At 51.1% G+C, this 23,795-nt stretch carries 24 protein-coding genes; all 24 read left to right on the top strand.

The genetic code is table 11. The annotated features are described in order from the left end of the window. Positions 1-113: 113 nt before the first annotated feature. The 24 genes from BY454_RS08795 to BY454_RS08670 all read left to right on the top strand — a co-directional run bounded on the left by BY454_RS08795 (position 114) and on the right by BY454_RS08670 (position 23,714). Entirely contained in the window at positions 114-1,223 is a 1,110-nt protein-coding gene (locus BY454_RS08795) for a TDP-N-acetylfucosamine:lipid II N-acetylfucosaminyltransferase (protein WP_181049673.1), read from the top strand. Continuing rightward, positions 1,168-1,728, top strand: a complete 561-nt coding sequence (locus BY454_RS08790) for an acyltransferase (protein WP_104416239.1) — start codon at positions 1,168-1,170, stop codon at positions 1,726-1,728. Before BY454_RS08795 ends, BY454_RS08790 begins: the two co-directional genes overlap by 56 nt. After that, the gene (gene rffA, locus BY454_RS08785; protein ID WP_104416238.1) at positions 1,728-2,858 is read left to right on the top strand and encodes a dTDP-4-amino-4,6-dideoxygalactose transaminase; all 1,131 of its coding nucleotides are present in this window, start codon (positions 1,728-1,730) and stop codon (positions 2,856-2,858) included. The genes BY454_RS08790 and rffA overlap by 1 nt, the downstream gene beginning before the upstream one ends. Further along, positions 2,855-3,547: a methyltransferase domain-containing protein gene (locus tag BY454_RS08780; RefSeq protein WP_104416237.1), complete on the top strand. Its 693-nt coding sequence runs from the start codon at positions 2,855-2,857 to the stop codon at positions 3,545-3,547. The genes rffA and BY454_RS08780 overlap by 4 nt, the downstream gene beginning before the upstream one ends. Continuing rightward, a complete protein-coding gene (locus BY454_RS08775) occupies positions 3,544-4,992 on the top strand; it encodes an MOP flippase family protein (protein WP_181049672.1) in 1,449 nt (482 codons plus the stop codon). Before BY454_RS08780 ends, BY454_RS08775 begins: the two co-directional genes overlap by 4 nt. A 94-nt stretch (positions 4,993-5,086) precedes the next feature. Further along, entirely contained in the window at positions 5,087-6,025 is a 939-nt protein-coding gene (locus tag BY454_RS08770; protein WP_104416235.1) for a glycosyltransferase family 2 protein, read from the top strand. Positions 6,026-6,315: 290 nt separating this feature from the next. Beyond that, positions 6,316-7,548: a hypothetical protein gene (locus BY454_RS08765; protein WP_146082694.1), complete on the top strand. Its 1,233-nt coding sequence runs from the start codon at positions 6,316-6,318 to the stop codon at positions 7,546-7,548. Further along, positions 7,514-8,407 (top strand): glycosyltransferase family 2 protein, encoded by an 894-nt coding sequence (locus BY454_RS08760; protein ID WP_181049671.1) that lies wholly within the window; start codon positions 7,514-7,516, stop codon positions 8,405-8,407. The genes BY454_RS08765 and BY454_RS08760 overlap by 35 nt, the downstream gene beginning before the upstream one ends. A gap of 19 nt (positions 8,408-8,426) precedes the next feature. Next, positions 8,427-10,388 carry an asparagine synthase (glutamine-hydrolyzing) gene (gene asnB / locus BY454_RS08755; RefSeq protein ID WP_104416232.1) on the top strand — a complete coding sequence of 654 codons (1,962 nt, stop codon included), beginning with the start codon at positions 8,427-8,429 and terminating at the stop codon, positions 10,386-10,388. A gap of 257 nt (positions 10,389-10,645) precedes the next feature. Then, the gene (gene tviB / locus BY454_RS08745; protein WP_104416231.1) at positions 10,646-11,908 is read left to right on the top strand and encodes a Vi polysaccharide biosynthesis UDP-N-acetylglucosamine C-6 dehydrogenase TviB; all 1,263 of its coding nucleotides are present in this window, start codon (positions 10,646-10,648) and stop codon (positions 11,906-11,908) included. 5 nt (positions 11,909-11,913) lie between these two features. Continuing rightward, positions 11,914-13,047: a glycosyltransferase family 4 protein gene (locus BY454_RS08740; RefSeq protein ID WP_258075609.1), complete on the top strand. Its 1,134-nt coding sequence runs from the start codon at positions 11,914-11,916 to the stop codon at positions 13,045-13,047. After that, positions 13,044-13,994, top strand: a complete 951-nt coding sequence (locus tag BY454_RS08735; protein WP_104416230.1) for a UDP-glucose 4-epimerase family protein — start codon at positions 13,044-13,046, stop codon at positions 13,992-13,994. Before BY454_RS08740 ends, BY454_RS08735 begins: the two co-directional genes overlap by 4 nt. Positions 13,995-14,003: 9 nt before the next feature. Next, the gene (locus BY454_RS08730) at positions 14,004-14,561 is read left to right on the top strand and encodes a sugar transferase (RefSeq protein WP_104416229.1); all 558 of its coding nucleotides are present in this window, start codon (positions 14,004-14,006) and stop codon (positions 14,559-14,561) included. A gap of 349 nt (positions 14,562-14,910) precedes the next feature. Then, positions 14,911-15,228 carry a type II toxin-antitoxin system MqsR family toxin gene (locus BY454_RS08725; RefSeq protein WP_181049670.1) on the top strand — a complete coding sequence of 106 codons (318 nt, stop codon included), beginning with the start codon at positions 14,911-14,913 and terminating at the stop codon, positions 15,226-15,228. A 10-nt stretch (positions 15,229-15,238) separates the two neighbouring features. Further along, positions 15,239-15,670 (top strand): type II toxin-antitoxin system MqsA family antitoxin, encoded by a 432-nt coding sequence (locus tag BY454_RS08720; protein ID WP_104416227.1) that lies wholly within the window; start codon positions 15,239-15,241, stop codon positions 15,668-15,670. A 106-nt stretch (positions 15,671-15,776) separates the two neighbouring features. After that, positions 15,777-16,793, top strand: coding sequence for a DUF2235 domain-containing protein (locus tag BY454_RS08715; RefSeq protein WP_181049669.1), 1,017 nt, complete (start codon positions 15,777-15,779; stop codon positions 16,791-16,793). A gap of 96 nt (positions 16,794-16,889) precedes the next feature. Then, a complete protein-coding gene (locus BY454_RS08710) occupies positions 16,890-17,996 on the top strand; it encodes an AAA family ATPase (RefSeq protein WP_146082693.1) in 1,107 nt (368 codons plus the stop codon). Then, the gene (locus tag BY454_RS08705) at positions 17,996-18,493 is read left to right on the top strand and encodes a hypothetical protein (RefSeq protein WP_104416225.1); all 498 of its coding nucleotides are present in this window, start codon (positions 17,996-17,998) and stop codon (positions 18,491-18,493) included. The genes BY454_RS08710 and BY454_RS08705 overlap by 1 nt, the downstream gene beginning before the upstream one ends. A gap of 105 nt (positions 18,494-18,598) precedes the next feature. Further along, entirely contained in the window at positions 18,599-19,474 is an 876-nt protein-coding gene (locus BY454_RS08700; RefSeq protein ID WP_258075608.1) for a DUF2235 domain-containing protein, read from the top strand. Positions 19,475-19,650: 176 nt separating this feature from the next. Further along, complete coding sequence (locus BY454_RS08695) at positions 19,651-20,016, top strand: GxxExxY protein (RefSeq protein WP_104416223.1); 366 nt, start codon at positions 19,651-19,653, stop codon at positions 20,014-20,016. A gap of 64 nt (positions 20,017-20,080) precedes the next feature. After that, complete coding sequence (locus BY454_RS08690) at positions 20,081-20,383, top strand: XRE family transcriptional regulator (RefSeq protein ID WP_104416222.1); 303 nt, start codon at positions 20,081-20,083, stop codon at positions 20,381-20,383. Between the two features lie 15 nt (positions 20,384-20,398). Continuing rightward, a complete protein-coding gene (locus BY454_RS08685; RefSeq protein ID WP_104416221.1) occupies positions 20,399-20,650 on the top strand; it encodes a DUF2442 domain-containing protein in 252 nt (83 codons plus the stop codon). Positions 20,651-21,341: 691 nt separating this feature from the next. Continuing rightward, on the top strand, positions 21,342-22,757 hold the full coding sequence (locus BY454_RS08675) for an ImmA/IrrE family metallo-endopeptidase (RefSeq protein ID WP_104416219.1): 1,416 nt from the start codon (positions 21,342-21,344) through the stop codon (positions 22,755-22,757). Positions 22,758-22,766: 9 nt separating this feature from the next. Further along, positions 22,767-23,714: a DUF2235 domain-containing protein gene (locus tag BY454_RS08670; RefSeq protein ID WP_258075605.1), complete on the top strand. Its 948-nt coding sequence runs from the start codon at positions 22,767-22,769 to the stop codon at positions 23,712-23,714. Positions 23,715-23,795: the final 81 nt, after the last annotated feature.

The following is a 23,795-nucleotide window of genomic DNA, read 5'->3' as shown; positions in this document are numbered from 1 at the left end:
ACCTTACGGAAAGCCTTAAATATTCCCGAGGGCAGGGGAAACTCCGGCCAGTGTCCGGCACTTTGGGATGGCCATGCTGCCGAACGTATCGTACGCCAACTGCACGGATTGTTATGAACCAGGGAGTAATATTGCACTTGTTCGGTTGGGACAAGAAGTTTGTCCTGCCGTTCAGAGATTTCATCCACCAACACTTCGACGATGGTAAGCATCGGTTCATAATTTACGGTGACGTGACAGAGAAGGATGTGCCTGCGTCTCCAGATACCAGAGTTATGCCCAGTATTCTAAAAAATTTTATCGGCATAACAATGGCTATGAACAATGCTGAAAAGATTATCCTTCATGGCCTTTTTAGTAGTCATCTCTTTTATCTCTTGGCCTTACAGCCTTGGCTGTTGAAAAAATGTTATTGGGCCATCTGGGGTGGTGATCTTTATATTCACAACGCCGAGGTAAGGGATTGGCGCTGGAAAAAAAATGAAATTTTCCGGAGCATCGTCATCAAGCGTATGGGCCATTTGATTACTTACATAGAAGGCGATGTAGAGCGGGCCCGGCAATGGTATGGCGCGAAGGGTATCTACCACGAATGCATTATGTACCAGAGCAACCTGGTCAACCCAAGTATAATGGTCGAGACGAACCCGTCCCCCGAAAAAGCCGGGTTGAATATCCTTCTTGGCAACTCCGCAGACCCAAGTAACAACCACATTGAAGCACTCGAGCGCCTGCTCCCGTATAAAGATAAGGACATCAAAATTTACGTGCCGCTGTCCTATGGAGACCAGAATCACGCCCAGAATCTAATTGCCCAAGGCAAGGAGTGGTTTGGAGAAAAATTCATGGCCATGACGGATTTCATGCCGCTCGAGAGTTATCTGGAATTCTTGAAAAGCCTCGACATCGCCATTTTTAACCACCGGCGACAGCAGGCGATGGGCAACACCATCACACTGCTGGGAATGGGTAAAACAGTTTTCATGCAGAGCGACGTGAGCCAGTGGCGATTTTTGAGTGGTCTTGGAATTAAGCTGAATGATGTGCAAGATTTGATGCTCGAACCATTAGAAAGAGACGAAGCGCAAAAAAACGCTCGCATTGTTCATTCGTATTTTTCGAAAGCGACGCTGATCAAGCAGCTTTCAGATATTTTTGAGGGAAATGATGGCTTATCTGACAAGAGAAGCACTACTGACCACGGGATTCAAGGCAGTCGGTAGGAATGTGAAGGTTAGTGATAAAGCGAGCATCTACAACCCCGAAACTATTGAGCTTGGGGATAATTCGCGCATTGATGACTTCTGCGTTGTCTCTGGGAAGGTGTCAATTGGCAAATATTGCCACATAACTCCAATGTGCTTGGTTGCTGGTGGCTCCCCCGGAATCACACTCTCGGATTTCTGTACTTTAGCCTACGGTGTCAAGATTTTTGCGCAGTCGGATGATTATAGCGGCAGCACAATGGTGAACTCCTTAGTGCCAACGCGGTTTAAAAACGAATATCTCGCAGAAGTACAATTGGAAAAGCAGGTGATTATTGGTGCAGGATCAATCATTTTTCCGGGGGTGATAATCCGGGAAGGTTGCTCTATTGGTGCCATGACATTGGTGAATAAAAGCACACAACCCTGGGGTATCTATGCAGGCAACCCGGCTCGAAGAATTAAAGATCGAAAACAGGATTTACTCAAACTGGAATCGCAATTTCTCAAAGGGCAGCGATAATGATCCCGTTTAACCGGCCACCTTGTACTGGAGATGAAGAGCAGTACATAAAACAGGCGCTGAAAAATAATAAATTGTCTGGAGACGGCCCCTTCGGGAAAAAGTGCCAGGAGTGGTTCGAAACGAATCTGCCGTCCAAAAAAACGCTGCTCACCCCTTCCTGTACCGCCGCTCTTGAACTGGCGGCTGTTCTGATCGACGTACAGCCCGGCGATGAGGTGATCATGCCGAGCTACACTTTCGTAAGTACGGCAAACGCATTCGTACTCCGTGGTGCCAGGATAGTGTTCGTGGATATCCGTCCGGACACCATGAATATCGACGAAAAGCTAATCGAAGCAGCTGTCACCCCGCGAACGCGGGCCATCGTACCGGTTCATTATGCTGGCGTTGCCTGTGAGATGGACACGATTATGGCGATTGCAGAGCGCCACAACCTCTGCGTCATTGAAGATGCGGCTCAGGGCATGATGGCTACGTACAAAGGTGGGGCGCTAGGGACGTTTGGGCAGATTTCAGCGTACAGCTTCCATGAAACGAAAAACTTCACCAGCGGTGGCGAAGGTGGTCTTCTTATCATCAATGATGAGCAATATGTACAACGAGCAGAGATCATCCGAGAGAAGGGCACCAACCGTAGCCAGTTCTTCCGTGGCATGGTGGATAAATATTCCTGGGTGGATATGGGCAGCAGTTACCTGCCCAGTGAACTTCAGGCGGCTTACCTTTGGGGGCAGTTGGAGTGGGCGGACACAATCACCCAAAACCGATTGTCAATTTGGGAGAGCTACTACTCTGCCTTAAACGGTTTGGCGCAACGCGAACGAATTGAAGTACCGACAATCCCAGCAGAGTGCCAGCATAACGGCCATATGTTTTATATCAAAGTCAAAGATATAGCGGAGCGCACAGCGTTACTCGAGCACCTGAAGGCAGATGGTATCTATGCCGTATTTCATTACATACCGCTGCACACTTCGCCTGCAGGCTTGCGTTTCTCACGTTTCCACGGCGATGATGAGTACACTACCAGAGAAAGTGAACGTCTGATCCGCTTGCCGATGTGGTTTGGTATGGAGAAAGAGACGGTGAATTACATTGTTAACAGCGTAAAAAGATTCTTTTCATGACCATGAGCCAGAACCATTCAAACCGCCAGTGGCACAACTGGCTGGTTTACGACATCGGCGATCACTTTCTTGCCAAGTATTCCCCGAATTACAAAGGGACCCTCTACGATCTGGGCGCCGGCGAATCCCCCTATAAAGACTTTTTCCTTCAGCACGCAGACCAATACATCGCAGTCGACTGGGCGGGTAGTTTCCACGACACCAAAGCCGATATTGCGGCGGATCTGAATAAGCCGCTGCCCATAGACTCGGAGGTCGCCGATACCGTTGTGTCGCTTTCGGTGCTGGAACATCTCTGTGAGCCGCAAACCATGCTTAACGAAGCTTTTCGAATCCTCAAGCCGGGCGGTGGGATGGTGCTACAGGTGCCTTGGCAATGGTGGATACACGAGGCCCCTTTTGATTTCTTCCGTTACACACCTTATGGCCTCAAATACCTGTTTGAGAAGGCGGGATTTGTGGACGTGACGGTAGAGCCGCAATCTGGCTTTTTTACCATGTGGATTCTGAAAGGGAATTATTTTAGCCAACGCTTTATTCGCGGGCCCCGGCCGCTCCGGGCTTTGGTCAAAGCTGCATTGTTACCTTTCTGGTACCTCGGGCAGAAACTGGCGCCTCTGTTGGATAAGCTCGATAAAAACTGGGCGCTGGAGACATCTGGATATTATGTGACAGCGAAAAAGCCGTGACCCTGAAGCACCGAACCTTCTCAGCTGTACGCTGGACTACCGGGGTCGCTGTTGCAAGGGTGTTGCTGCAGCTCGGCCAAGTTGCAGTACTTGCACGGTTATTAACACCGGAAGATTTTGGGTTAATGGCAATGGTGGCTGTCGTGCTCGGGTTTGGCACTGTGTTCACCGATATGGGCGTGAACAGTGCCTATGTGCAGCGTTCTGATGTAACGCAGGCCCAACGGTCAAGCCTGTTCTGGTTGAACCTCTTTTTCGGAGTGGGGTTAACGTTGACGGTACTTGCGCTCAGCCCGATGATCGCCGGATTCTTTGGTGAAAAACGTCTGACGCCGTTGCTAATGCTCTCCTCCACAGTCTTCGGCATTACCGCTCTGGGTCAGCAGCTAAAGATGACGGCGGAAAAAGCGCTGGATTTTCGCCCAGTTGCATCTATTGAGGTTGTGGCCGCTCTGTCAGGGTTTGTGGCGGCGGTGATCGCGGCCTATTCCGGAAAGGGTGTATACGCCCTAGTTATTGGTGCTGTTGTTAACGCGACCACAGTCACTTTGCTGGCCTGGTTGATTCTAGCCAGAGGTTGGCGGCCGTTGTGGCGCTTCCGATACGCCGATGTACGCTCGTTTCTCGGGTTTGGTGGTGCTCTGGCTGCCAACAATCTTGTGAATGAAGTGAACCGCGGTGTTGACCTATTACTCGGAGGGCGGATGTTGGCCGCAAGCGCATTAGGCCTGTACAGTCTACCAAGACAACTTGTTTTTCAAATTCAGGGTATGGTTAACCCCATCATCACAAGGGTAGGCTTTCCGCTGATCGCTCAAGTGCAAGCGGATACACACAAGGTTCGGTCTATCTATCTAAAGACTCTGAACATGACTGCCGCCACCAACGCACCCTTATACGTGGGTATCGCGTTTTTCGCACCCCAGGTCATAACGATTATGCTGGGTGATAAGTGGTTGGCCGCAACCGATCTGTTGCGTCTCCTCGCTATCTGGGGTTTTTTCCGGTCAACCGGAAACCCGGTGGGAAGCCTGCTTTTAGGCATGGGGCGGGCCGATCTTGCGCTAAAATGGAATCTGGTCAGTTTATGCCTGGTGCCGCCAATCCTCTGGTTTGGTGCTCAGTTTGGTACCGAAGGTTTAGCCTGGTCATTGCTCGGTTTTGCGCTGGTCATGTTTATACCGGGGTGGTTTTTCCTTGTAAGGCCTTTGTGCCATGCAGGGCTGCTCAGCTATTCCATTGCCACTATACGACCGGCACTGATAGCCACAATTGCCATAGGTACGGCGTACGGCCTCACTCTCCCGTTTACTAACCCCTATCTTCATTTGGTGGTGGCAGTGCTAATTTCGGGACCGTTGTACTTCGGCATTAGCATTCTGCTGAATCGCGAATGGTGGGACGCTATACGTGAGCTGACATCACTTGGGGGGCGTAAGGATTAGCGCCCGGAGCTTTAACTTCGGTTTCTGTTGGCGAGCAGATCAAGTGGCGGTATAAAAAAGACCGCGAAAAAGCAGTTTCTGAGAACCGGAATATATGATAGTAAAAATTAATGATGTCCCAGAACCTGAAAGGCAGCCAAAAGTCAGTGTGGTAATGCCTACCTATAACAGAGCTAGGGAAATTTCCAGAAGCATCCGCTCGGTTCTTTCGCAGAGTTTTTCTGATTTTGAGTTGATCATCGTAGACGACGCGTCAAAGGACAACACGGACGAGGTTATTTCAGGGTTCGTCGACAGCCGTATCCGATACGAAAAGTTAACATCCAACGTTGGTGGTGCTGAAGCTAGAAATATTGGTATACGGCTGGCTAGAGGTAAGATTGTTGCATTTCAGGATAGTGATGATGAGTGGACGTGCTCAAAACTCGAAGACTACCTTAAAGTATTTGAGGCGGATGTAGAGATTGGCGCGGTATTCAGTAACTTCATTCAGATCTGGCCCGGTGGCTGCCGTTTGATGCCGGTTGGCCTTTATACCCTCAACGAGAAAGATATTTACACATCGCTACTCTGGCAAAATCATGTGGGTACACCAACGCTAGTAGTAAAGAAAAGGTGCTTGGAAATAGTTGGTGGTTTTACCCCAGAAATGCCCCGCTATCAAGACTGGGATCTTGCGCTTAAGCTTGCAAAAATCACGAAGTTGACATATTTAAAAGAACCTACGTTGCTCTCGTATGTTACAGAGGGCAGTATCACCCAGAATAATAAAGCGCATCTTTTTGCTCTTGAGCTACTTTATCATCAACATGCCAAGGCCATAAATGCTGACAAAGAGTTAAGAGCGGCTTGGCTGCATCGTTTGGGGGATGCGAAAATCTGTCAAGGTATTAAAAACGGGCGGGGGATGCTTTTTGAGGCGTTCAGGTGTGATCCTTTTAATGTTCGATATTTTTTGAAGTTTATTTTTTCTATCCCTGGTAGTTCGCGGCTTTATAATCGTTCTAAGAGATTTTTTGGGGCGGGGGGTTGACGGGCACTATAAGTCAAAATCGGACTAGTCTAATAGGTCAAGCTGCATCCAGTAATTCTTTTTTCTGGGCTTGATTTAGTCTGACTAAATTTTTGATCTTAAGTTTATTAAAGTGAAAGTGGTCATAGGTCTATGTGGCCGACTGTTTAATTTAGTGTCGGTTGCTATAACGAAAGTTGTCTTGAGCTCTCGGTTTATAACTATAAGGTTTATAAAAGCCATAAAAATCTCTGGGTTAAGGTTAATTCAATACGGTCGCAATAGCTGCCGATTTCTTTTAAGTGGTGCTAATGCATAGCTATGGCGTATCTACTGCAAGATTGTCCAGGTTTCTGGTCTGGTTGCTGCTTTTTAGTTTGGTGGTAGATATTGGTGGAGGGTTCGGGTTAAAGTATCTGGTTCTTTCTATTTTTCTGTTTTTCGCGATAGTAAAACTTATTGAAGAAAGATTTAATAGATCACATTTTTTTGAGGCTTCTGTTTGCGTATTTTTTTCAGCGGCTGCGCTGTTGTCTGTAATGCGAGGGAATGATATTAGTTCGGCGTTTTCCGAGGTGAGTTTTGTGGCTTTTGTATCGCTCTTGGTTGTGGGTAATAGAGTGGGGGCGGATTTCCTGGAAAGCAACTTTTTGAGGGTTTCACTTTTCGCAGCGATTATAGTTATTACAACGTTCTCCGTCATATTTATTTTTCCAGAGGTTGGGGTTGCTGCTACTTCGTTTTCAGCTGAAAATCGTCTGGGTTATATCGGAGTAAAAGCTATAGGTGGTGGGGTTCCAAATGTATATTTCCGGTGGTCTATTTGGTTGCTCCTAGGGTTTTCCCTCTCGCTATTTTCAAAAAAATATTCCTTAAGCATGGTTATCTTTGCTGCGGCTGTGATGACGCTATCAATAGCAGTAATTGGTGGGGCTGTTCTTATCATATTAGCGTATGCAGTTATTGGTGGTGGCTCAAAGTATGTCAAGGTGCTCCGAATTTTTTCTATACCCGTGCTGATTTTCTTGGGATCTTTACTGGCTATTTACTTATTTCCAAATATGTCCGCAGAGGTTCTTTCAAAGTTTTCAGAAAGCTCCTCATCGTCTAGTATCAAGATGGGGCATATTGAAAGTATATTGAGTCTACTAGCTAATGAGCCTAGCTACTTGATTTATGGCCAGGGTCCCGGAAGTTCGTTTTATAGTACTGGTGCTGGCTCTTTAGTAAATGATGTCGAGGTTAGCCATTTCAACCTCTTGAGACAGTTTGGAGTGTTTGGGTTTGCTCTTTACTTTTTTTATTTTTTTTACGTAATTGCCGGTCTCTTGCGTTTAGGTCAGCAGGGGTATGCATGGGCGGTGGGCTTAACGGTAATGTTTATAGTGGCCGGTACAAATCCACTACTACTTTCTCCGATATTTTTCGTCCCTCTTATGCTGGGGCGGGTTTATTGTTTAGAGTTGATAGAGGCGAAGAATTATGAGAGAGCCAAGAGTAGAGGTTCTGATGTCGACGTTCAATGGATGTCGATACCTAGATAAGCAAATAGAAAGTATTCTTGACCAAAGCCTAGATAATGTAAAAATAACTGTAAGAGATGATGGATCTACCGACGGTACTGTTAGTTTACTTAATAGATATTCTTCGGTGAAGGATATAGAGATCTATGAAGAAAAAAATGTTGGTGTTGTTGGTAGTTTTTTTGAATTAATTTATAAGGTAGATGATTCCTCTCAGTTTGTGGCGTTTTCTGATCAAGACGACTTTTGGCATCAGCGTAAGCTGGAAGCCGCATTAGATAAGCTCTCGAGAGTGGAGGCCGGTAAACCAGCGATGTATTGTAGTAGGACTAGGTTGGTGGATGAAAACCTGAGGTTCATTTCTTTGGGTAGAGGAATCTCCAGGCCTGTTGCGCTAGAAAATGCGGTTATCCAAAATATCGCCACTGGCTGTACAATCGTCTTGAATCGAGAGGCTGTTGATATATTAAAAGCTAAAAGACCGAATATAAGAAATATAAAGATGCACGATTGGTGGGTCTATTTGGTGATCTCCGGATTGGGCGAGGTTATTTTTGATAATGAACCATATATTGATTACCGGCAACACGATTCCAATGTAATTGGCGGAAGTAACGGGCTTCAGTTTTGGCTAAGTCGCTTCAAACGCATTTTCAAGAGGGAAAGAGCGGAAATAACCATACAGCTTCAAGAGTTTTTGGAAAATTACAGTAGGGAGATACCAGTTGAGCAGGTTGATATGTGTCGCAAATTTATAGATATTGGGGCTGGTCATAATTTTTTTAAACGGATGCGGTATGCCCTGATTTCTCCTCTTTATCGGCAGTCCCGGTTCGATGATCTACTATTTCGAATTCTTCTTGTTCTCGGGTATCGATAGATCGGGTGGGCTAAGCAATATGTGTGGGCTGATAGGTTTTACGCTTCAATCTTCCCTGGATGGGATACAAACAGCCAAGGCGATGAGTGCCGCCATCACCCACCGGGGCCCCGACAATGAAGGCATTTGGTGGGATGAATCGGAGCCTGTAGCTTTGGGCCATCGTCGGCTCTCTATCCTCGATCTCTCCCCCGCCGGCGACCAGCCGATGGTATCCCGCTGTGAGCGGTACGTTGTCGCCTTCAATGGTGAAATCTACAATCATTTAACATTGCGGTCCCGGTTAAAGGCCGAGCAAAAAGTGCCTTCCTGGCGAGGCCATTCGGATACCGAGACGCTGTTGGCCTGCTTTTCAGCTTGGGGTGTAGAGGCAACTCTGAAGGCCTCGGTGGGTATGTTCGCCATTGCTTTATGGGATAAGCAAGAGCAGGTTCTGACACTTGCGCGTGACCGGATGGGTGAAAAGCCTCTGTACTGGGGGTGGAGTAACGACGTTCTGATGTTTGGCTCCGAATTGAAGGCGCTCAAGGCCCACCCGGCATTTGAGGCAGAAGTGGATCGCGATGCGCTGACTTTGTTGTTGCGCCATTGCTACATTCCGGCTCCGTATAGTATTTACAAGGGCATTCAGAAGCTGATGCCCGGGCATTATGTCCAGATTGCACTCGGTAATGGCGCCCGAAATGTTGAAGCAGCTGAGCCAATAGCCTTCTGGCGGGTGAATGACATTGTCGAGCAAGGCCTGGCAGGCCCTTTCAACGGCACGCCTGAAGACGCTATTAATGCGTTGGAACACCAGCTTTCAGCCAGCATTTCCGAACAGATGTTGGCGGATGTTCCGCTGGGTGCTTTTCTCAGCGGCGGTATCGACAGCAGTTCGATTGTGGCGTTAATGCAGGCGCAGTCAGCGCGCCCGGTTCGTACCTTTACCATTGGTTTTGATCAAGTCGGTTATAATGAGGCCACTCACGCGAAAGCAGTTGCTGGGCATCTAGGCACGGAACACACGGAACTCTATGTGCGTCCACATGAGGCCCAAGCGGTGATTCCTAAGTTGCCGAATATCTACTGCGAGCCTTTCAGTGACAGCTCCCAGATCCCGACATTTCTGGTTAGCCAGATGGCCCGGCAACAGGTGGCCGTGGCGCTGAGTGGCGATGGTGGTGATGAGCTCTTTGGCGGCTATAACCGATACATGGCGGCTGGCAAGGTCTGGGGGCCGGTGCAGCGTTTGCCCCGATTCACCCGGCTTGCCGGTGCCCGTTTGTTGCGCAGTTTATCCCCAGCCACCTGGGATAGGCTGTTCGACTGGGCCAGGCCGGTGTTACCCCAGAGGCTGCGCCTATCCATTCCCGGTGAAAAGGCACGCAAGCTGGCGGATGTGCTGGCGCTCTCCGACGGCCATGCGTTTTACCGACAACTCACCAGCCATTGGACAGATCCCGCCAGCCTGGTGATTGGCGCGACAGAGCCGCAAACGCTGATTACCAGCCCGACAGCGTGGCCGGATACCGACTGCTTGGAACACGCCATGATGGCGATGGATGCGCAAACCTATATGGCGGATGACATTCTCACCAAGGTCGACCGAGCTGCCATGGCCAATAGCCTGGAAACCCGTGTGCCGATGCTGGACCACCGTGTGGTTGAACTTGCCTGGCGCATGCCCCTGAATCTGAAAATCCGCGAGGGGCAGGGCAAATGGTTGTTGCGCCAGGTGCTTTACAAGCACGTTCCCAGAGAATTGATTGAGCGCCCTAAAATGGGCTTTGGTATTCCGCTGGACACCTGGCTGCGCGGGCCGCTTCGGGAATGGGCTGAAGCATTGCTGGATGAAAGCCGTTTGCGCAGCGAAGGGTATTTCCACCCCGCGCCGATTCGCACCATGTGGGCTGAGCATCTGAGTGGCAAAAAGAACTGGCAGTATCATCTTTGGAGTGTCTTGATGTTTCAGGCGTGGCTGGAGGCGCAGGATGGATGAAAAGACGATGAATACCTATTCGCAACTACTTGGAACCCTCCCGAGCAGCCCAAAGCCTGACTAGTCACTGGCATGGCAGGCTTCATGGGCTCCAGTCTCCTGAAACACCTTCTAAAAACTAAACCGGCAAGCAGTAGGCCTGGACGAATTCGCAACCGGCCTTCAACGTAACTTGGATGAAGTGCAGTTTCTGGTCACCCCAGAGCAATGGGCGCGGTTTTTAAACTTATTGAACGCTAGTCATTGGACGATTTTTTATGAAAAAGATTGCAGTAATTGGTCTGGGGTACGTCGGGCTACCTTTAGCTGTTGCTTTTGGCGAAAAAAGGGAAGTTGTGGGCTTTGACATCAACGCCAAACGCATTGCGGGACTTAAACAGGGCGTCGACTTCACTAAGGAAGTGTCTTCTGCTGAGCTGGTTGCCGCCACCAAACTATCGTTTACAGATTATCTGGACGATCTGGCTGATAGTTCCGTTTACATTGTGACTGTCCCCACCCCGATTGACGAATTTAAAACGCCGGATCTGACTCCGCTCGTGAAAGCCAGTGAAAGCGTGGGCAAGGTGCTGAAGGCCGGCGACATTGTTGTGTACGAATCCACCGTTTACCCGGGTGCAACGGAAGAAGTTTGTGTGCCAGTGCTGGAGAAAGTATCTGGCCTTACGTTTAACCAGGACTTCTACGCCGGTTACAGCCCGGAGCGTATTAATCCGGGCGACAAGGAGCATCGGGTAACCACCATTAAAAAAGTCACCTCCGGCTCTACGCCGGCGATTGCCGAAGAGGTAGATGCACTTTATGCGGATGTCATCACTGCCGGCACTCACAAAGCCAGTTCGATTAAAGTCGCTGAGGCGGCGAAGGTTATCGAAAATACCCAGCGTGACCTCAACATTGCGTTGATAAACGAGCTGGCGATGATTTTCTCCCGCCTGGGCATTGATACCCATGAAGTATTGGCCGCCGCCGGCACCAAGTGGAACTTTCTGCCGTTCAAACCCGGCCTGGTGGGTGGCCACTGTATTGGGGTAGATCCGTATTACCTAACCCACAAGGCCCAGGCCATTGGCTACCACCCGGAAATCATCCTCGCCGGCCGTCGTGTGAATGATGGGATGGGGTCTTATGTGGCCTCTGAACTGGTAAAGGCCATGATTAAAGTCGGCCACACCGTTGCCAATGCCCGAGTACTTGTAATGGGCTTTACATTCAAAGAAAACTGCCCGGACCTGCGCAACACTCGCGTTATTGATGTGGTGAAAGAACTACAAGAGTTCGGCTGCAACGTAGACATTACCGACTGCTGGGCCGATAACGCTGAGGCGGAAGAGGAATATGGTATCAGTCTCGTGAATGAGCCTTCTGCCGGGGAGTATGATGCCGTTATTCTGGCCGTTCCTCATAAAGAGTATGCAGCGATGGGTGCCGGGGATTTGCGAGGGTATTTGAATGAAGGTGGCGTACTTTATGATTTGAAAGGTGTGCTGCCGTTGGGTGATGCGGATTTGCGGGTTTGATTGCAGTGGCAAAAAAAATTCTTTTTGTGGTGAATACGCCAGAATTTTTTCTATCTCATAGGTTGCCACTTGCTTTAGCGGCAAAGAGCAAAGGCTGGGAGGTAACGATCGCCTCAGGCTCTGGTTTGGCCATAGGAAAAATCAAAGAACTGGGCTTTACCCATTACGAAGTGCCAATTGCCCGCAGTGGCCAAAATCCATTTACCGAACTTTGGACTTTGCTGTGTATTGTCCGCTTATTTCGCTGCATGCGGCCAGACCTAGTCCATTTAATTACCATCAAGCCAGTACTTTACGGCGGGATAGCTGCCAGGTTAGCTGCAGTCAGGTCTGTGGTGGCTGCTATTTCCGGTCTGGGTACTGTTTTCCATTCTTCAACTGAAAGGGGTGGTTTTCGGCTAGAGCTGGTTAAGAAAATGTACCGTGCAGCATTTAAACAATCTCAGCTCAGGGTGATATTTCAAAACCCTAGTGATCGAGACGCGTTGCTCCGTGCTCAAGCCCTAAAAATAGACGAAGCAAGAATGATCACAGGCTCAGGGGTAGATCTTGAGGAATACCCTGTCGTTCCGGAACCGGAAGGAAGACCCGTTGTGGTCATGGCCGCTCGGTTACTCAGAGACAAAGGGGTATTTGAGTTTGTCCGTGCTGCGGAGATTCTCAAAAACGAACGGGGTGTTGATGTTGATTTTCGTTTGATTGGCTCGCCTGATCCCGGTAACCCAACCAGTGCTACTGAAGAAGATCTGGTCAACTGGAAGCAGGGCAACGATGTTACGCTGCTGGGTTATCGCTCAGATATCGCAGACCAATATGGCGCTGCCAATATCGTCTGCCTGCCCTCTTATTATGGCGAGGGGTTGCCGAAGAGTTTGGTGGAAGCAGCGGCCTGTGGCCGGGCTGTCGTCACCACGGATCATCCTGGCTGTCGGGATGCAATCAAGCCGGGTGAGTCTGGCGTATTGGTGCCAGTAAAAGATCCGGTAGCCTTGGCAGATGCTATTCAGTCCTTGCTCGAAGATTCAGGTCTACGTATGCAAATGGGGCGATCAGGACGGGAGCTGGCAGAGAAAGAGTTCGCTATCGAAAAAATAGTGGATCAACACATGCAGATTTATAGAGATTTGTTAGCTAAATGACCCAACAACGAAAGCTGCTTGTGACCGGTGCCAGTGGTTTTGTAGGGAACTCCTTGAAAAGACGACTAGCTGAGTATGGCCACTTTTCAGCAGTGGGTGCCGTGCGGTCGACTCGCCAAGCTGAGCTGCCCGGGTATATAGTGGTTGGCGACCTGGACGGTTCTGCTCGTTGGGAGCAGGCTCTGGAAAAGGTGGATGTTGTTGTCCACACCGCCGCCCGCGCCCACATCATGAAAGACGAAGTGCCACACCCCCTCGCGGAATACCGCAAGGTAAACGTTGACGGCACACTCAACCTGGCCAGGCAGGCGGCTGAAGCCGGCGTTCGCCGGTTTGTTTTTATCAGTTCCATCAAGGTAAACGGTGAGCAAACGCCGCTGAACCAGCCTTTCACCGCAGAAGATACGCCCTCGCCGGAAGACGCCTACGGTATTTCCAAGAGGGAAGCCGAGCAGGGCTTGCAAGCATTGGCGGCCGAAACCGGCATGGAGGTGGTCATCATTCGCCCGCCGCTGGTTTATGGGCCGGGGGTGAAGGGTAACTTCGCCAGTATGATCAGGCTGGTTGAAAAAGGCCTTCCACTTCCCTTGGGCGCCATCCACAACAAACGCTCCCTGGTCGCATTGGATAACCTGGTAGACCTGATCATCACCTGCATAGATCACCCCGCCGCGGCCAACCAGGTGTTCCTGGCCGGCGATGGTGAAGACCTTTCCACCACTGAGCTGTTACAGGGCGTGGCCAAAGCCATGGGTAAACCTTCTCGGTTGGTGCCGGTGCCCGCCGGGCTGTTGATGTTCGGTGCCACAGTACTGGGCAAAAAGGGCATGGCCCAACGCCTGCTGGGTTCCTTGCAGGTGGATATTTCCAAAGCCCGCAACCTGCTTGGCTGGCAACCGCCGCTGAGTGTGGATGAAGGGCTGAAACGCTGCTTTCCCGATCAATAAGGAATTTTTGTGATTCGTTTGTTCGATTTTTTCTTTGCCCTGTTGGGGCTGGTGTTTGGTTTGCCGGTGTTGCTGGTGCTGGTGGTGATTGGTCTGTTTGACACTGGCTCGCCCATTTTTCGCCAGCAGCGGGTAGGGCGTAACCGGAAGCCGTTCACTCTGGTGAAGTTTCGCACCATGAAGAAAGACACCGCCTCCGTCGCCAGCCACCTGGCCAGTGCCAGTGCCATTACCCCCTTCGGTCACTTTCTGCGCCGCACCAAGCTGGATGAGCTTCCGCAGCTGTGGAATGTGCTGAAGGGCGAAATGAGCCTGGTGGGGCCGCGGCCTTGTTTGTTTAACCAGGAAGAGTTGATTAACGAGCGTGAAGGCCGTGGCGTATTGAATGCCCGGCCGGGGATTACCGGGTTGGCGCAGGTGAATGATATTGATATGTCTACCCCGAAGTTGTTGGCGGAGACAGATCAGAAGATGCTGGAGAACCTGACAGTGGGCGCTTACTTCAAGTATATCTTTATGACTGTGGCGGGTAAGGGCGCTGGGGATCGGGTGCCCGGTAAAGACTAAAGGCTTTTTTGCCACGAAAACCACCAAAGAACACGGAAAAAGACAAAGATAAAGACTTGATTGGCCACGGAATCCACGGAAGAACACGGAAAAAAGATAAAAGCGAAGACCGTTAGTAGGAAATTGTTTGTTTTCCTTCCGTGTTCTTCCGTGGATTCCGTGGCAAAAAATGGAATTTTTATCAACTCCAAGGAAAAGGAGCCGCAATGAAAAATATCATTATCTGCTCAGATGGCACCTGGCCGTCGCTAAATCCGGCCTTTTCTTACTCGGAAAGAAAGCTGAGTAAGAGACCTTTCTCGCGAAACAGCATTGAGCTATACTTCTTCTAACCATAATGGTTATTTTGATGCCGTACTACAATCTGGATGAAGTGCGAAGCGCCGCAAAGGCTGAAAGGATTCGCTACAGAGGCCGAAGAGTCTTTTTGGATGCAGCCAACCTGGGTTACCAGTTGGCGGATGTTATCTCCTGTCTTTGTGGGTTAACTCTTGAGGAGTTCCAGAAAACCCATTTCCGTGAGGATGGGTCCATCGACGATGCCTACGTCACCAGACATCCAAGACCGGACGGCGACGGTGCACTGGATGAGTTGTATGTGAAGTTTTCGTTGGTCGATGATTTTCTGATGATCAGCCTCGGGTCGTTCCACCTTAGTCGGTTTTAGAGGATAGGGTATGAACAATTGTAAAGCGTGTGGCTCCACGAGTGTTCAAGAATGCTCTGCCATGGAACGTCTTCGGTACAAGGGGCAGGACATAGATGTATCCGTTGCTTTCTCTGTGTGTGATGCTTGTGGCGATGAGTTTCTTACCACGGATCAGATCCGTGGTAATGACCGTGCGGTGGTGGCCGCCAAGCGGAAGGCGGAGGGTTTGCTTTCACCGGAAGAGGTGAAGTCTGCGCGTCAGGCACTTTGCCTGAATCAGGAGAAGGCCGCGTTATTGTTTGGCGGGGGCAGGAATGCCTTCTCGAAATATGAGCGCGGCGAAGTGGCGCAGAGTGTGGCAATGGATCGCCTAATTCGGCTTTGCCGCGCTCATCCTGATTTACTCGATGAGTTGTATGGTTTTGCGGGCACGGAGAGGCGAATGATTAATGCTCGCTAAACAAACTCTTTTCCCCCTGGCCGGCCGCAGGGCCTGAAGAGGGGCCTGGGCGGCGATTCTGGATTCAAAACGGATTGTGTATCAACTCCAAGGAACAGGAGCGCTTATGAAAAACATCATCATCTGCTCAGATGGTACCTGGCAATCCCCCGAATCTGACACTGCCACCCACATTCTGCGTATTGCCCGTGGCATTGCCCCGGAAGACGCCGCCGGCAACAAGCAGGTGGTGTTCTACGACTGGGGCGTGGGCTCGGATGGCAACCCGCTGACCGGCGGGGCTACGGGCAAGGGCATCGATAAGAACATCCTGGATTGCTATCGCTTTCTGGTGCATAACTACGATGACGGTGATGCGGTGTACCTGTTTGGCTTCAGCCGGGGTGCGTATACGGTTCGGTCGTTGGCGGGGTTGATTGGCAATTGCGGTATTCTGCGCCGGGAGCATGCGGGCAGGGCGGCGCAGGCTTATTCGCTGTACCGTCGACGCAGCCGGGCCTCGGCACCAGGTAGCAGCAAAGCCGCCGCGTTTCGTCGGGACTATGCCGTGCCCGGTGGTGGCCGGGTTCACTTTGTGGGCGTGTTCGATACCGTTGGTGCACTGGGCATACCTGCTCCGTTTCTGGGGACCCTGGGCACGTCTCGTTATCTGTTCCACGACACCGAGCCCGGCGACATTATCAACCACGCCCGGCATGCCGTTTCCATTGATGAAAACCGCCAGGATTTCGAGCCAACGCTGTGGACCCCGAAAGCCGGGGTAGACCTGAAACAGGTGTGGTTCGCCGGCGTACACACCGACATAGGCGGCGGCTACCCCAACCGTGCCCTGGGCGACCACGCCGGCCAGTGGCTGGCCCGCGAAGCAGAAACCTGCGGCTTGGCTTTCGAGCCCCACTTCCTGGATAACCTCACCCCGGACCACACTGGCCCTCAGCACAATGAATACAAAGGCTTCTACCGCGCCATGCGCCGGCACGTCGTGCGGGATGTTGAGCCGGTGGTGCATGTGAGTGTTCGGCGGCGGTGGGAGGATGATGGGGTTTCGTATCGTAGTCCGGCTTTGCGGGGGTTGTTGGAGAATGTCGGTGGGGACTGGGGCAAGATACAAGTGGTTCATTGAATAGGCTGCTTATAGACCTGGCAGCATGGCAAGCCAGGATTAAATACACGTGTTAAAGTTCTCCTGAAGTTCGTGGCCGAGAAGGGCAAAATACCGATGCTGAACAAACTTTATTTTCACCAATACCGCTGCCTTCAGAATTTTGAAGTAACTCTTAAAGACGAACATTCCGCTCTGGTGCTAGGCAGAAACGGCGCGGGTAAATCCAGTTTTTTTGATGCGGTGGAGGTATTGCAGCAAATCGGGCGGGGCGTAACGCAGTTGAAAGAATTGGTCAGCGAAAGCGACTTCGCCTTCGGCGAGACCCATAAACCCATTCACCTGGAATGTGCCGCGACACTTGGCAAGCAAGTCTACGAATATGTCCTGGAAGTAGAGCTGCCGGAGAATTTCACCCAGCCCCGCATCCGTCGGGAATCACTTAAAGTAAATGGCAAAACTCATTTTTTCCGTGAAGAAGGCAAAATACAGCTGGGAAAAAGTGCAGAGTTCACCCTGGATTGGCACCACGTGGGTTTGCCTCTGATCTCTACGCGAAATGACGATGCACCTATTGCGCGTTTTCGCGAGTGGTTGGCGCGAATTATCGTGTTAGCTCCGGTGCCCGGCAATTTCAGGCGAGCCAGCAAACAAGAAACGCCTTACCTGGCACGCGAAGCAAGCAATACGCTGGATTGGGTTCGCCACCAACTGGCTGTTTATCCCGCACTGTATACAAAAATCGAAGAATTCATGAAGCTGCGGATGCCCGACTTTGCCAACTTCAAATTTGAAAGCACCGGCAAAGATGAAAAGGAGTTGGTTTTCAAATTCAGTGGCGAAGGTTCCAAAAGTCTGGAGCTGAATTTTTGTCAGTTATCGGATGGTGAAAAAATATACTTCCTTACCGCGACAGTGCTGGCCGCTATTACCAATGAAGAATCGATTCTGTGCCTATGGGATGAGCCTGACAACTATATCTATCTTCCTGAGCTGAGCCACTTTATAACGGCCTGCAGGAAAGCGTTCGAGAACAGCGCCGTTGAATCGCAGCTGGTTATGTCTAGCCACAACCCAAGAACGATTAACGAATATTCGGAACACAACACTTTCCTGGTAACCCGGCAATCGCACTTGCACCCGTCCCGGTTGGAGCGTGCGGCAGATAAAGAATACCTGAGCGCAACCTTTGTTGATGCCTATGAGAATGGAGAGCTCGATTAATGGCAGTGAATCGATACAGGAACCATTTGGTTATTTATCTTGAAGACAAGCCATACCGGGGTATTGTGAATGGTGTGAAAACCATGCCTTCAGTGAATGATTATGTCATTGATGCCAAGCCACCCAGTGGCGGCTGGCCAAAAGTGTTCGCTGAACTCGAAGATAACTTGAAGCTGCTGAATGACCGGCCCGGTATGCACGCCCTGTTGTTGATGGACTTCGACAACGATTTTGAATCAAGAAAGCAGAATTTTGATGAAATACTGAACGGCCAGTCCTGCAAGGAGCGAGTTTTTCTTTTGGGTATCGACGAGAAGGAAAGCGAGGACCTCAAGGCAACGCTCCAACAAAGCAACAATGAGGCGGTAGGCAAACGCCTCCTGCAGCACTGCCCGGATGAAACATCCGTTGATTGGCAAAACACGCACCTGAGGTGTAATGAACACGAGATTGCTCGAATGAGGACCGCCGGAGTGTTTACGTGGCTGTTCGTTTGAGCTGACCCCCGAATCTGACACGGCCACCCACATCTTACGTATCGCCCGTGGCATTGCCCCGGAAGATGCCGCCGACAACAAGCAGGTGGTGTTTTACGATTGGGTGTGGGTTCTGACGGCAATCCGCTGACCGGTGGGGCCACGGGCAAGGGCATCGACAAGAATATTCTGGATTGCTACCGCTTTCTGGTGCACAACTACGATGACGGCGATGCGGTGTACCTGTTTGGTTTCAGCCGGGGTGCCTACACGGTTCGGTCGTTGGCGGGGTTGATTGGCAATTGCGGTATTCTGCGCCGGGAACACGCGGGTAAAGCCGCGAAGGCTTATTCACTGTACCGCCGGCGCAGCCGGGCTTCGGCACCGGGTAGCAGCAAGGCCGCCGCCTTTCGTCGGGATTACGCGGTGGCCGGTGGCGGCCGGGTTCATTTTGTGGGCGTGTTCGACACCGTTGGCGCACTGGGCATACCTGCGCCGTTTCTGGGAACTTTGGGCACGTCTCATTATCTGTTCCATGACACAGAGCCCGGCGACATTATCAACCACGCCCGCCATGCCGTTTCCATTGATGAAAACCGCCAGGATTTCGAACCCACGCTGTGGACCCCAAAAGCCGGGGTGGACCTGAAGCAGGTGTGGTTCGCCGGCGTACACACCGACATCGGCGGCGGCTACCCCAATCGCGCCCTGGGCGACCACGCCGGCCAGTGGCTGGCCCGCGAGGCAGAAGCCTGCGGCCTGGCTTTCGAACCCCACTTCCTGGATAACCTCACCCCGGACCACACCGGCCCGCAGCACAATGAATACAAAGGCTTCTACCGCGCCATGCGCCGGCGCATGGCGCGGGAGGTAGAGCCGGTGGTGCATGTGAGTGTTCGGAAGCGGTGGGAGGATGATGGGGTGAGGTACCGGAGCCCGGCTTTGCGGGGATTGCTGGAGAATGTCGGTGGGGACTGGGGCAAAATACAAGTGATTTTTTAGCCACGGAAGGACTCGGGAAAAGAAAAGATAAAGACTTGATTGGCCACGGAATCCACGGAAGAACACGGAAAAATAAAGACGAAGAAAAGACTTTTTGACGGAAAGCTTTTTGTTTTCCTTCCGTGTTATTCCGTGGGTTCCGTGGCAAAAAATAATCTTTAAAAAGGGAATGGCCTATGCTCAAGGACGAGGAGCTCACCTACAAAATTCGAGGCTGCGTATTCGAGGTTTATCGGCACCTGGGCGCGGGTTTTCTGGAGGCGGTTTATCAGAAGGCTTTGGTTCGGGAGTTGAAGCTTGCCGGGTTGGCTTCGGAATGTGAGGTGCCGGTTGTTGTTCATTACAAAGGTGAGCCGATTGCCGAGTACCGACTGGACTTGCTGGTGGAGAATTCCGTTATCATCGAGCTCAAGGCGCAACAGAAGTTGCCTCTGGCAGCTGAAGCCCAGTTGATCAACTACCTGAAGGCTACCGGGAAAGAGCTTGGGTTGTTAGTGAATTTCTCGTTTCCGAAGGCGGTGGTGAAACGAGTGGTGATTTGATGGGTTATAGCTTTTAAGCTATACCTGTTGGCATGCACTGGGAGATAGGGTTGGGGTGACTGAGATGGCAAGAACGCTGGAACAGATTCTTGAAAATGAGAAGCCTGCAGTTGTTTCTGCGGCAACGGCTAAGGCAGAGGCCATGCTGCTGAACATCCATCTTGGTGAGATTCGGGCTCTGATGGAAAAAACGCAAGCCGATATGGCAGGTGCATTAGGCATCAAACAGCCTACTGTTGCCAGAATGGAACGGCCGGGCAGAGATCTGAAGCTTTCCAGCCTGAAGCGGTATGTAGAGGCTGCCGGCGGTAAAGTTCGTGTAGATATTGAGCTGCCAGACGGTCAGCATCATGGGTTTACGCTGTGAGGTTTAAACTGGTTTATGACCACATCGCCTGAAAAAGTTTGGTTTGACGAAGATAGCCTTTGGGCTATTTTGTCTGATGGTCGGACTATTGGCGCGCCTTTGGCCTGGTTTCCTCGGCTATTGCATGCTGATAAAACTGCCCGCGATTGTTTTGAATTGAGCGTGCACGGTGTTCACTGGGATGACCTTGATGAAGATATCAGTGTGCAGGGGTTGTTGGCGGGTCAGGGAGACCAAACCCACCCCAAACAAGATCATGCAGCGTGAAAGCTAAGGCGGAGTAAAGAAACGCGCCTCCGCCTCTTATCAAAAGACCATTGAGGCTCATTAAGGGTGGCAGGTTACGGGCTCAGGGAACGTGCCGATGAAGATTTTGAATCCATTTACTATCCCCTGGGCTCCGCGCTGTTCGGCGGCCTGCTGGCGCTTATTCTGGGTTTTGCAGGCCGGCGGCGGTTGGCTTTAGGAGATAGGAGTTAGGAGTCCCCGATGAGAAACATCGCCATCAACCACGCCCTTCATGGCTTTTCCCTTGACGAGAATCGGCAGGATTTCAGAGCTCAATCTTGATGACAGACTCTCAAATCAAAACACCCTGGAGATACGAGCGTGGCGAGGGTCGGCATAAACACCGGTGGAAAAACGACTACGCGGGCTTCGAGCCAGGAGACAAAGGCCCAATCGGGAAATGCCCGAAGAGCATAACCCCGGAGCTGGCCACTGAAATCCTGAATCAGGGTGTGCCATACTATGATGAGCCCGATGACCCTATACCTGCAAAGATTTATGCCGTGTACAACGGAGTGATTTACGAAGCAGCACCAACCACGCCTGGCATTTCGTGGCATGGCTACCCTTGGCGGGGCGATTTGAAAGGTCGCAGGCCTTTGCCGGGCAAGATTATACGAAAGCTCAGAAGGCAGGCAGAATGCGCTGGCTACAGTAAAGAGTTTGAGCAATGGCTGAAAAACTACACATAGGTTCCTGCAGCGGTTTTTTGCTGGAATTACAGTTGGATGAAAGGCGTACCGAAGGCCTCGGTTTGGTCTGGGGAAAGGGTGAGCTTTGCGTTAATGGCACAAGTGTTCTGGCCGGTCAGGATGGTTCTGTTGAATGGACTTGGGTCGATCTTCTTGAGTGGCTGGCCAAAAACTGGTCTTACCTTCTGTGCGAGCAGAGCTTTCCGTTTCAGGTAAAGGCCACTGATATTTCAACATTGGCGCGAGACCTGGAAAAGCGCTGGGAGAACATGCCCGAAGAGCGTGTTGAAGATGAAGAGGAAGAGGCATTTCGCTTTCTGAATCGTCATGATTTGGCCAGTGCATTTAAGGGGCTTTATTTTCCTGCGGTGTTTGTTATTCGCCAAGGCGAATTATTTGAAGTTTCGAGCACTGAGCAGGGGGAAACCATCCGCTTGCCTCTTGAACAGGCTGTTGCAGATCTCGAAGCAATCGGCAATCACCTGGCGGAGCTTGCAAACGAAGTGGATCAAGGCCGTGGCCTATTGGCAGCGCAACAGTGGATGGCTCGCGAGCAACAGCTGGAACGTAAAGCCTTGCCTCTGCTAACAGGGCTTTCTTCTGAAACTCTGGAATGCCTTAATCCTGCAAATGATGCCCAGTTCTGGGAGCAAGAGTCCGATAGGCCTTTTGCAGACAGCGAGTTAGTTGCAGCGGCCCGGATGACGGTTGGAGTGCTTCTTCCAGAAGAGCAAACTCAGATTTTTGGCTTGATTCGTGGTCTGAGTAAGTCCTCCACGGATGAACTGGACTCATTGGCTGATACTTTGGCTAAGGATTTCCGGGAAATTGGTAAACCCTATGATCAAGGCTATTGGGCAGCAGCCTGGCTTCGCCGTAAGCTTGGTCTAGGTAAAAGTGATGTTGTTCAACCGGCTGAATTGCTGAAATCCTGGGGCGTGCAAATTCAGAGCTTTGAAATGCCCGAGAGCAAGTTGGATGCTCTTGCCTGTTGGGGGAGGCTCCACGGCCCGGCAATTTTGGTGAATAAATCCGCTGAGAGCACACCGGCTCATGTTCATGGTGAAAACTCAACGCTTGCCCATGAAATCTGCCATTTGCTTTTGGATCGGAAGGGCGCATTGCCTGTTGCTGAAGTCCTGAACGGTAATACTCCGGAGCGCCTGGAAAAACGAGCGCGAGCATTTGCTGCGGAACTTTTGTTGCCCAGATATGTGGCTTCGGACGCTGTGCGGCACGCTGGGACGCTCAAAGAAGCTGTCGCTGATTTACTAGAGACGTATGCAGTCAGTAATGAGCTAATCTGCTGGCAGATTATTAATTCAGAAATTTATATCACTCTGGCGGAGAGTGAGCAGAGCTGGCTGCAAAGACAGGTTGGGCGCAAGGTCTGAAGAGGAGCCTTGCGGCGATTCAGCTTCAAAACGGATTTTGTTCAACTCCAGGGAATAGGAGTCGCAATGAAAAGCATCATCATCTGCTCAGATGGCCACGCATTTACTGGTGGCATTACCGGCGAGGGCCTGGATAAGAACATCCTCGATTGCTATCGCTTTCTGGTTCACAACTACGAAGACGGTGATGCCCTGTATTTCTTCGGTTTCAGCCGTGGGGCGTATACGGTTCGTTCCTTGGCGGGGCTGGTTCGTAACTGCGGGATCGTGCGAAGCGAACATGCCAAACGGATCGATCAGGCTTACCGGCTGTACCGGCAGCGGGGCAGAAGCTCGAAGCCGGGCAGTGGCAAGGCAGCGGAATTCAGGCGCCAGTTCGCGGTGGCGGATGTCAGCCGTATTCACTTTGTGGGCGTGTTCGACACCGTCGGGGCCTTAGGCATTCTTGCGCCGTTCCTGGGCACTTTGGGGTCAGATCGCTACCTCTTCCACGACACCCAACCCAGCGCCATCATTAACCACGCCCGCCATGCGGTTTCCATTGATGAGAACCGACAGGATTTTGAGCCCAGTTTGTGGTCTCCCCGCCCGGGACTGGATTTAAAGCAGGTCTGGTTTGCCGGCGTTCACACAGACATTGGTGGCGGTTATGAAGATCGTACGCTTGGCGATCACGCAGGCCAGTGGCTGATGCGTGAGGCCGAAGCCTGCGGCCTGGCATTTAAACCCTATTTGGATGATAGGCTGGCACCTGATTATGCCGGCAAACTGCACAATGAATACAAAGGCTTCTACCGCGCCATGCGCCGGCGGGTAGTGAGAGATGTTGAACCGGTGGTGCATGTGAGTGTTCGCCGGCGGTGGGAGGATGACGGAGTTAAATACACTAGCCCGGCGTTGCGGCATTTGTTGGCGACTGTCGGTGGGGACTGGGGCAAAATAGAAGTGATTTTTTAGCCACGAAACCCACTAAAGAACACGAAAAGAGCTTCGCTCTAAAAAGCTTTGTTTTTTTACTTTAGTGTTCTTTCGTGGATT

This window comes from Marinobacter persicus (assembly GCF_002934325.1).
Taxonomy (GTDB): Bacteria; Pseudomonadota; Gammaproteobacteria; order Pseudomonadales; family Oleiphilaceae; genus Marinobacter; species Marinobacter persicus_A.
The sequence above is the reverse complement of the archived record's forward strand: the minus strand, read 5'-3'. Positions and strand labels throughout refer to the sequence as shown.

What these genes read in the sequence shown, in the direction of transcription:
- BY454_RS08705 (WP_104416225.1), top strand. Translation starts at nt 17,996, where the DNA reads ATGGCAGTGAATCGATACAGGAACCATTTGGTTATTTATCTTGAAGAC.
- BY454_RS08770 (WP_104416235.1), top strand. Translation starts at nt 5,087, where the DNA reads ATGATAGTAAAAATTAATGATGTCCCAGAACCTGAAAGGCAGCCAAAA.
- BY454_RS08675 (WP_104416219.1), top strand. Translation starts at nt 21,342, where the DNA reads ATGGCTGAAAAACTACACATAGGTTCCTGCAGCGGTTTTTTGCTGGAA.
- BY454_RS08695 (WP_104416223.1), top strand. Translation starts at nt 19,651, where the DNA reads ATGCTCAAGGACGAGGAGCTCACCTACAAAATTCGAGGCTGCGTATTC.
- BY454_RS08725 (WP_181049670.1), top strand. Translation starts at nt 14,911, where the DNA reads ATGCCGTACTACAATCTGGATGAAGTGCGAAGCGCCGCAAAGGCTGAA.
- BY454_RS08780 (WP_104416237.1), top strand. Translation starts at nt 2,855, where the DNA reads ATGACCATGAGCCAGAACCATTCAAACCGCCAGTGGCACAACTGGCTG.
- asnB (WP_104416232.1), top strand. Translation starts at nt 8,427, where the DNA reads ATGTGTGGGCTGATAGGTTTTACGCTTCAATCTTCCCTGGATGGGATA.
- BY454_RS08760 (WP_181049671.1), top strand. Translation starts at nt 7,514, where the DNA reads ATGTCGACGTTCAATGGATGTCGATACCTAGATAAGCAAATAGAAAGT.
- BY454_RS08715 (WP_181049669.1), top strand. Translation starts at nt 15,777, where the DNA reads ATGAAAAACATCATCATCTGCTCAGATGGTACCTGGCAATCCCCCGAA.
- BY454_RS08720 (WP_104416227.1), top strand. Translation starts at nt 15,239, where the DNA reads ATGAACAATTGTAAAGCGTGTGGCTCCACGAGTGTTCAAGAATGCTCT.
- BY454_RS08690 (WP_104416222.1), top strand. Translation starts at nt 20,081, where the DNA reads ATGGCAAGAACGCTGGAACAGATTCTTGAAAATGAGAAGCCTGCAGTT.
- BY454_RS08765 (WP_146082694.1), top strand. Translation starts at nt 6,316, where the DNA reads ATGCATAGCTATGGCGTATCTACTGCAAGATTGTCCAGGTTTCTGGTC.
- BY454_RS08685 (WP_104416221.1), top strand. Translation starts at nt 20,399, where the DNA reads ATGACCACATCGCCTGAAAAAGTTTGGTTTGACGAAGATAGCCTTTGG.
- tviB (WP_104416231.1), top strand. Translation starts at nt 10,646, where the DNA reads ATGAAAAAGATTGCAGTAATTGGTCTGGGGTACGTCGGGCTACCTTTA.
- BY454_RS08735 (WP_104416230.1), top strand. Translation starts at nt 13,044, where the DNA reads ATGACCCAACAACGAAAGCTGCTTGTGACCGGTGCCAGTGGTTTTGTA.
- BY454_RS08795 (WP_181049673.1), top strand. Translation starts at nt 114, where the DNA reads ATGAACCAGGGAGTAATATTGCACTTGTTCGGTTGGGACAAGAAGTTT.
- rffA (WP_104416238.1), top strand. Translation starts at nt 1,728, where the DNA reads ATGATCCCGTTTAACCGGCCACCTTGTACTGGAGATGAAGAGCAGTAC.
- BY454_RS08790 (WP_104416239.1), top strand. Translation starts at nt 1,168, where the DNA reads ATGGCTTATCTGACAAGAGAAGCACTACTGACCACGGGATTCAAGGCA.
- BY454_RS08710 (WP_146082693.1), top strand. Translation starts at nt 16,890, where the DNA reads ATGCTGAACAAACTTTATTTTCACCAATACCGCTGCCTTCAGAATTTT.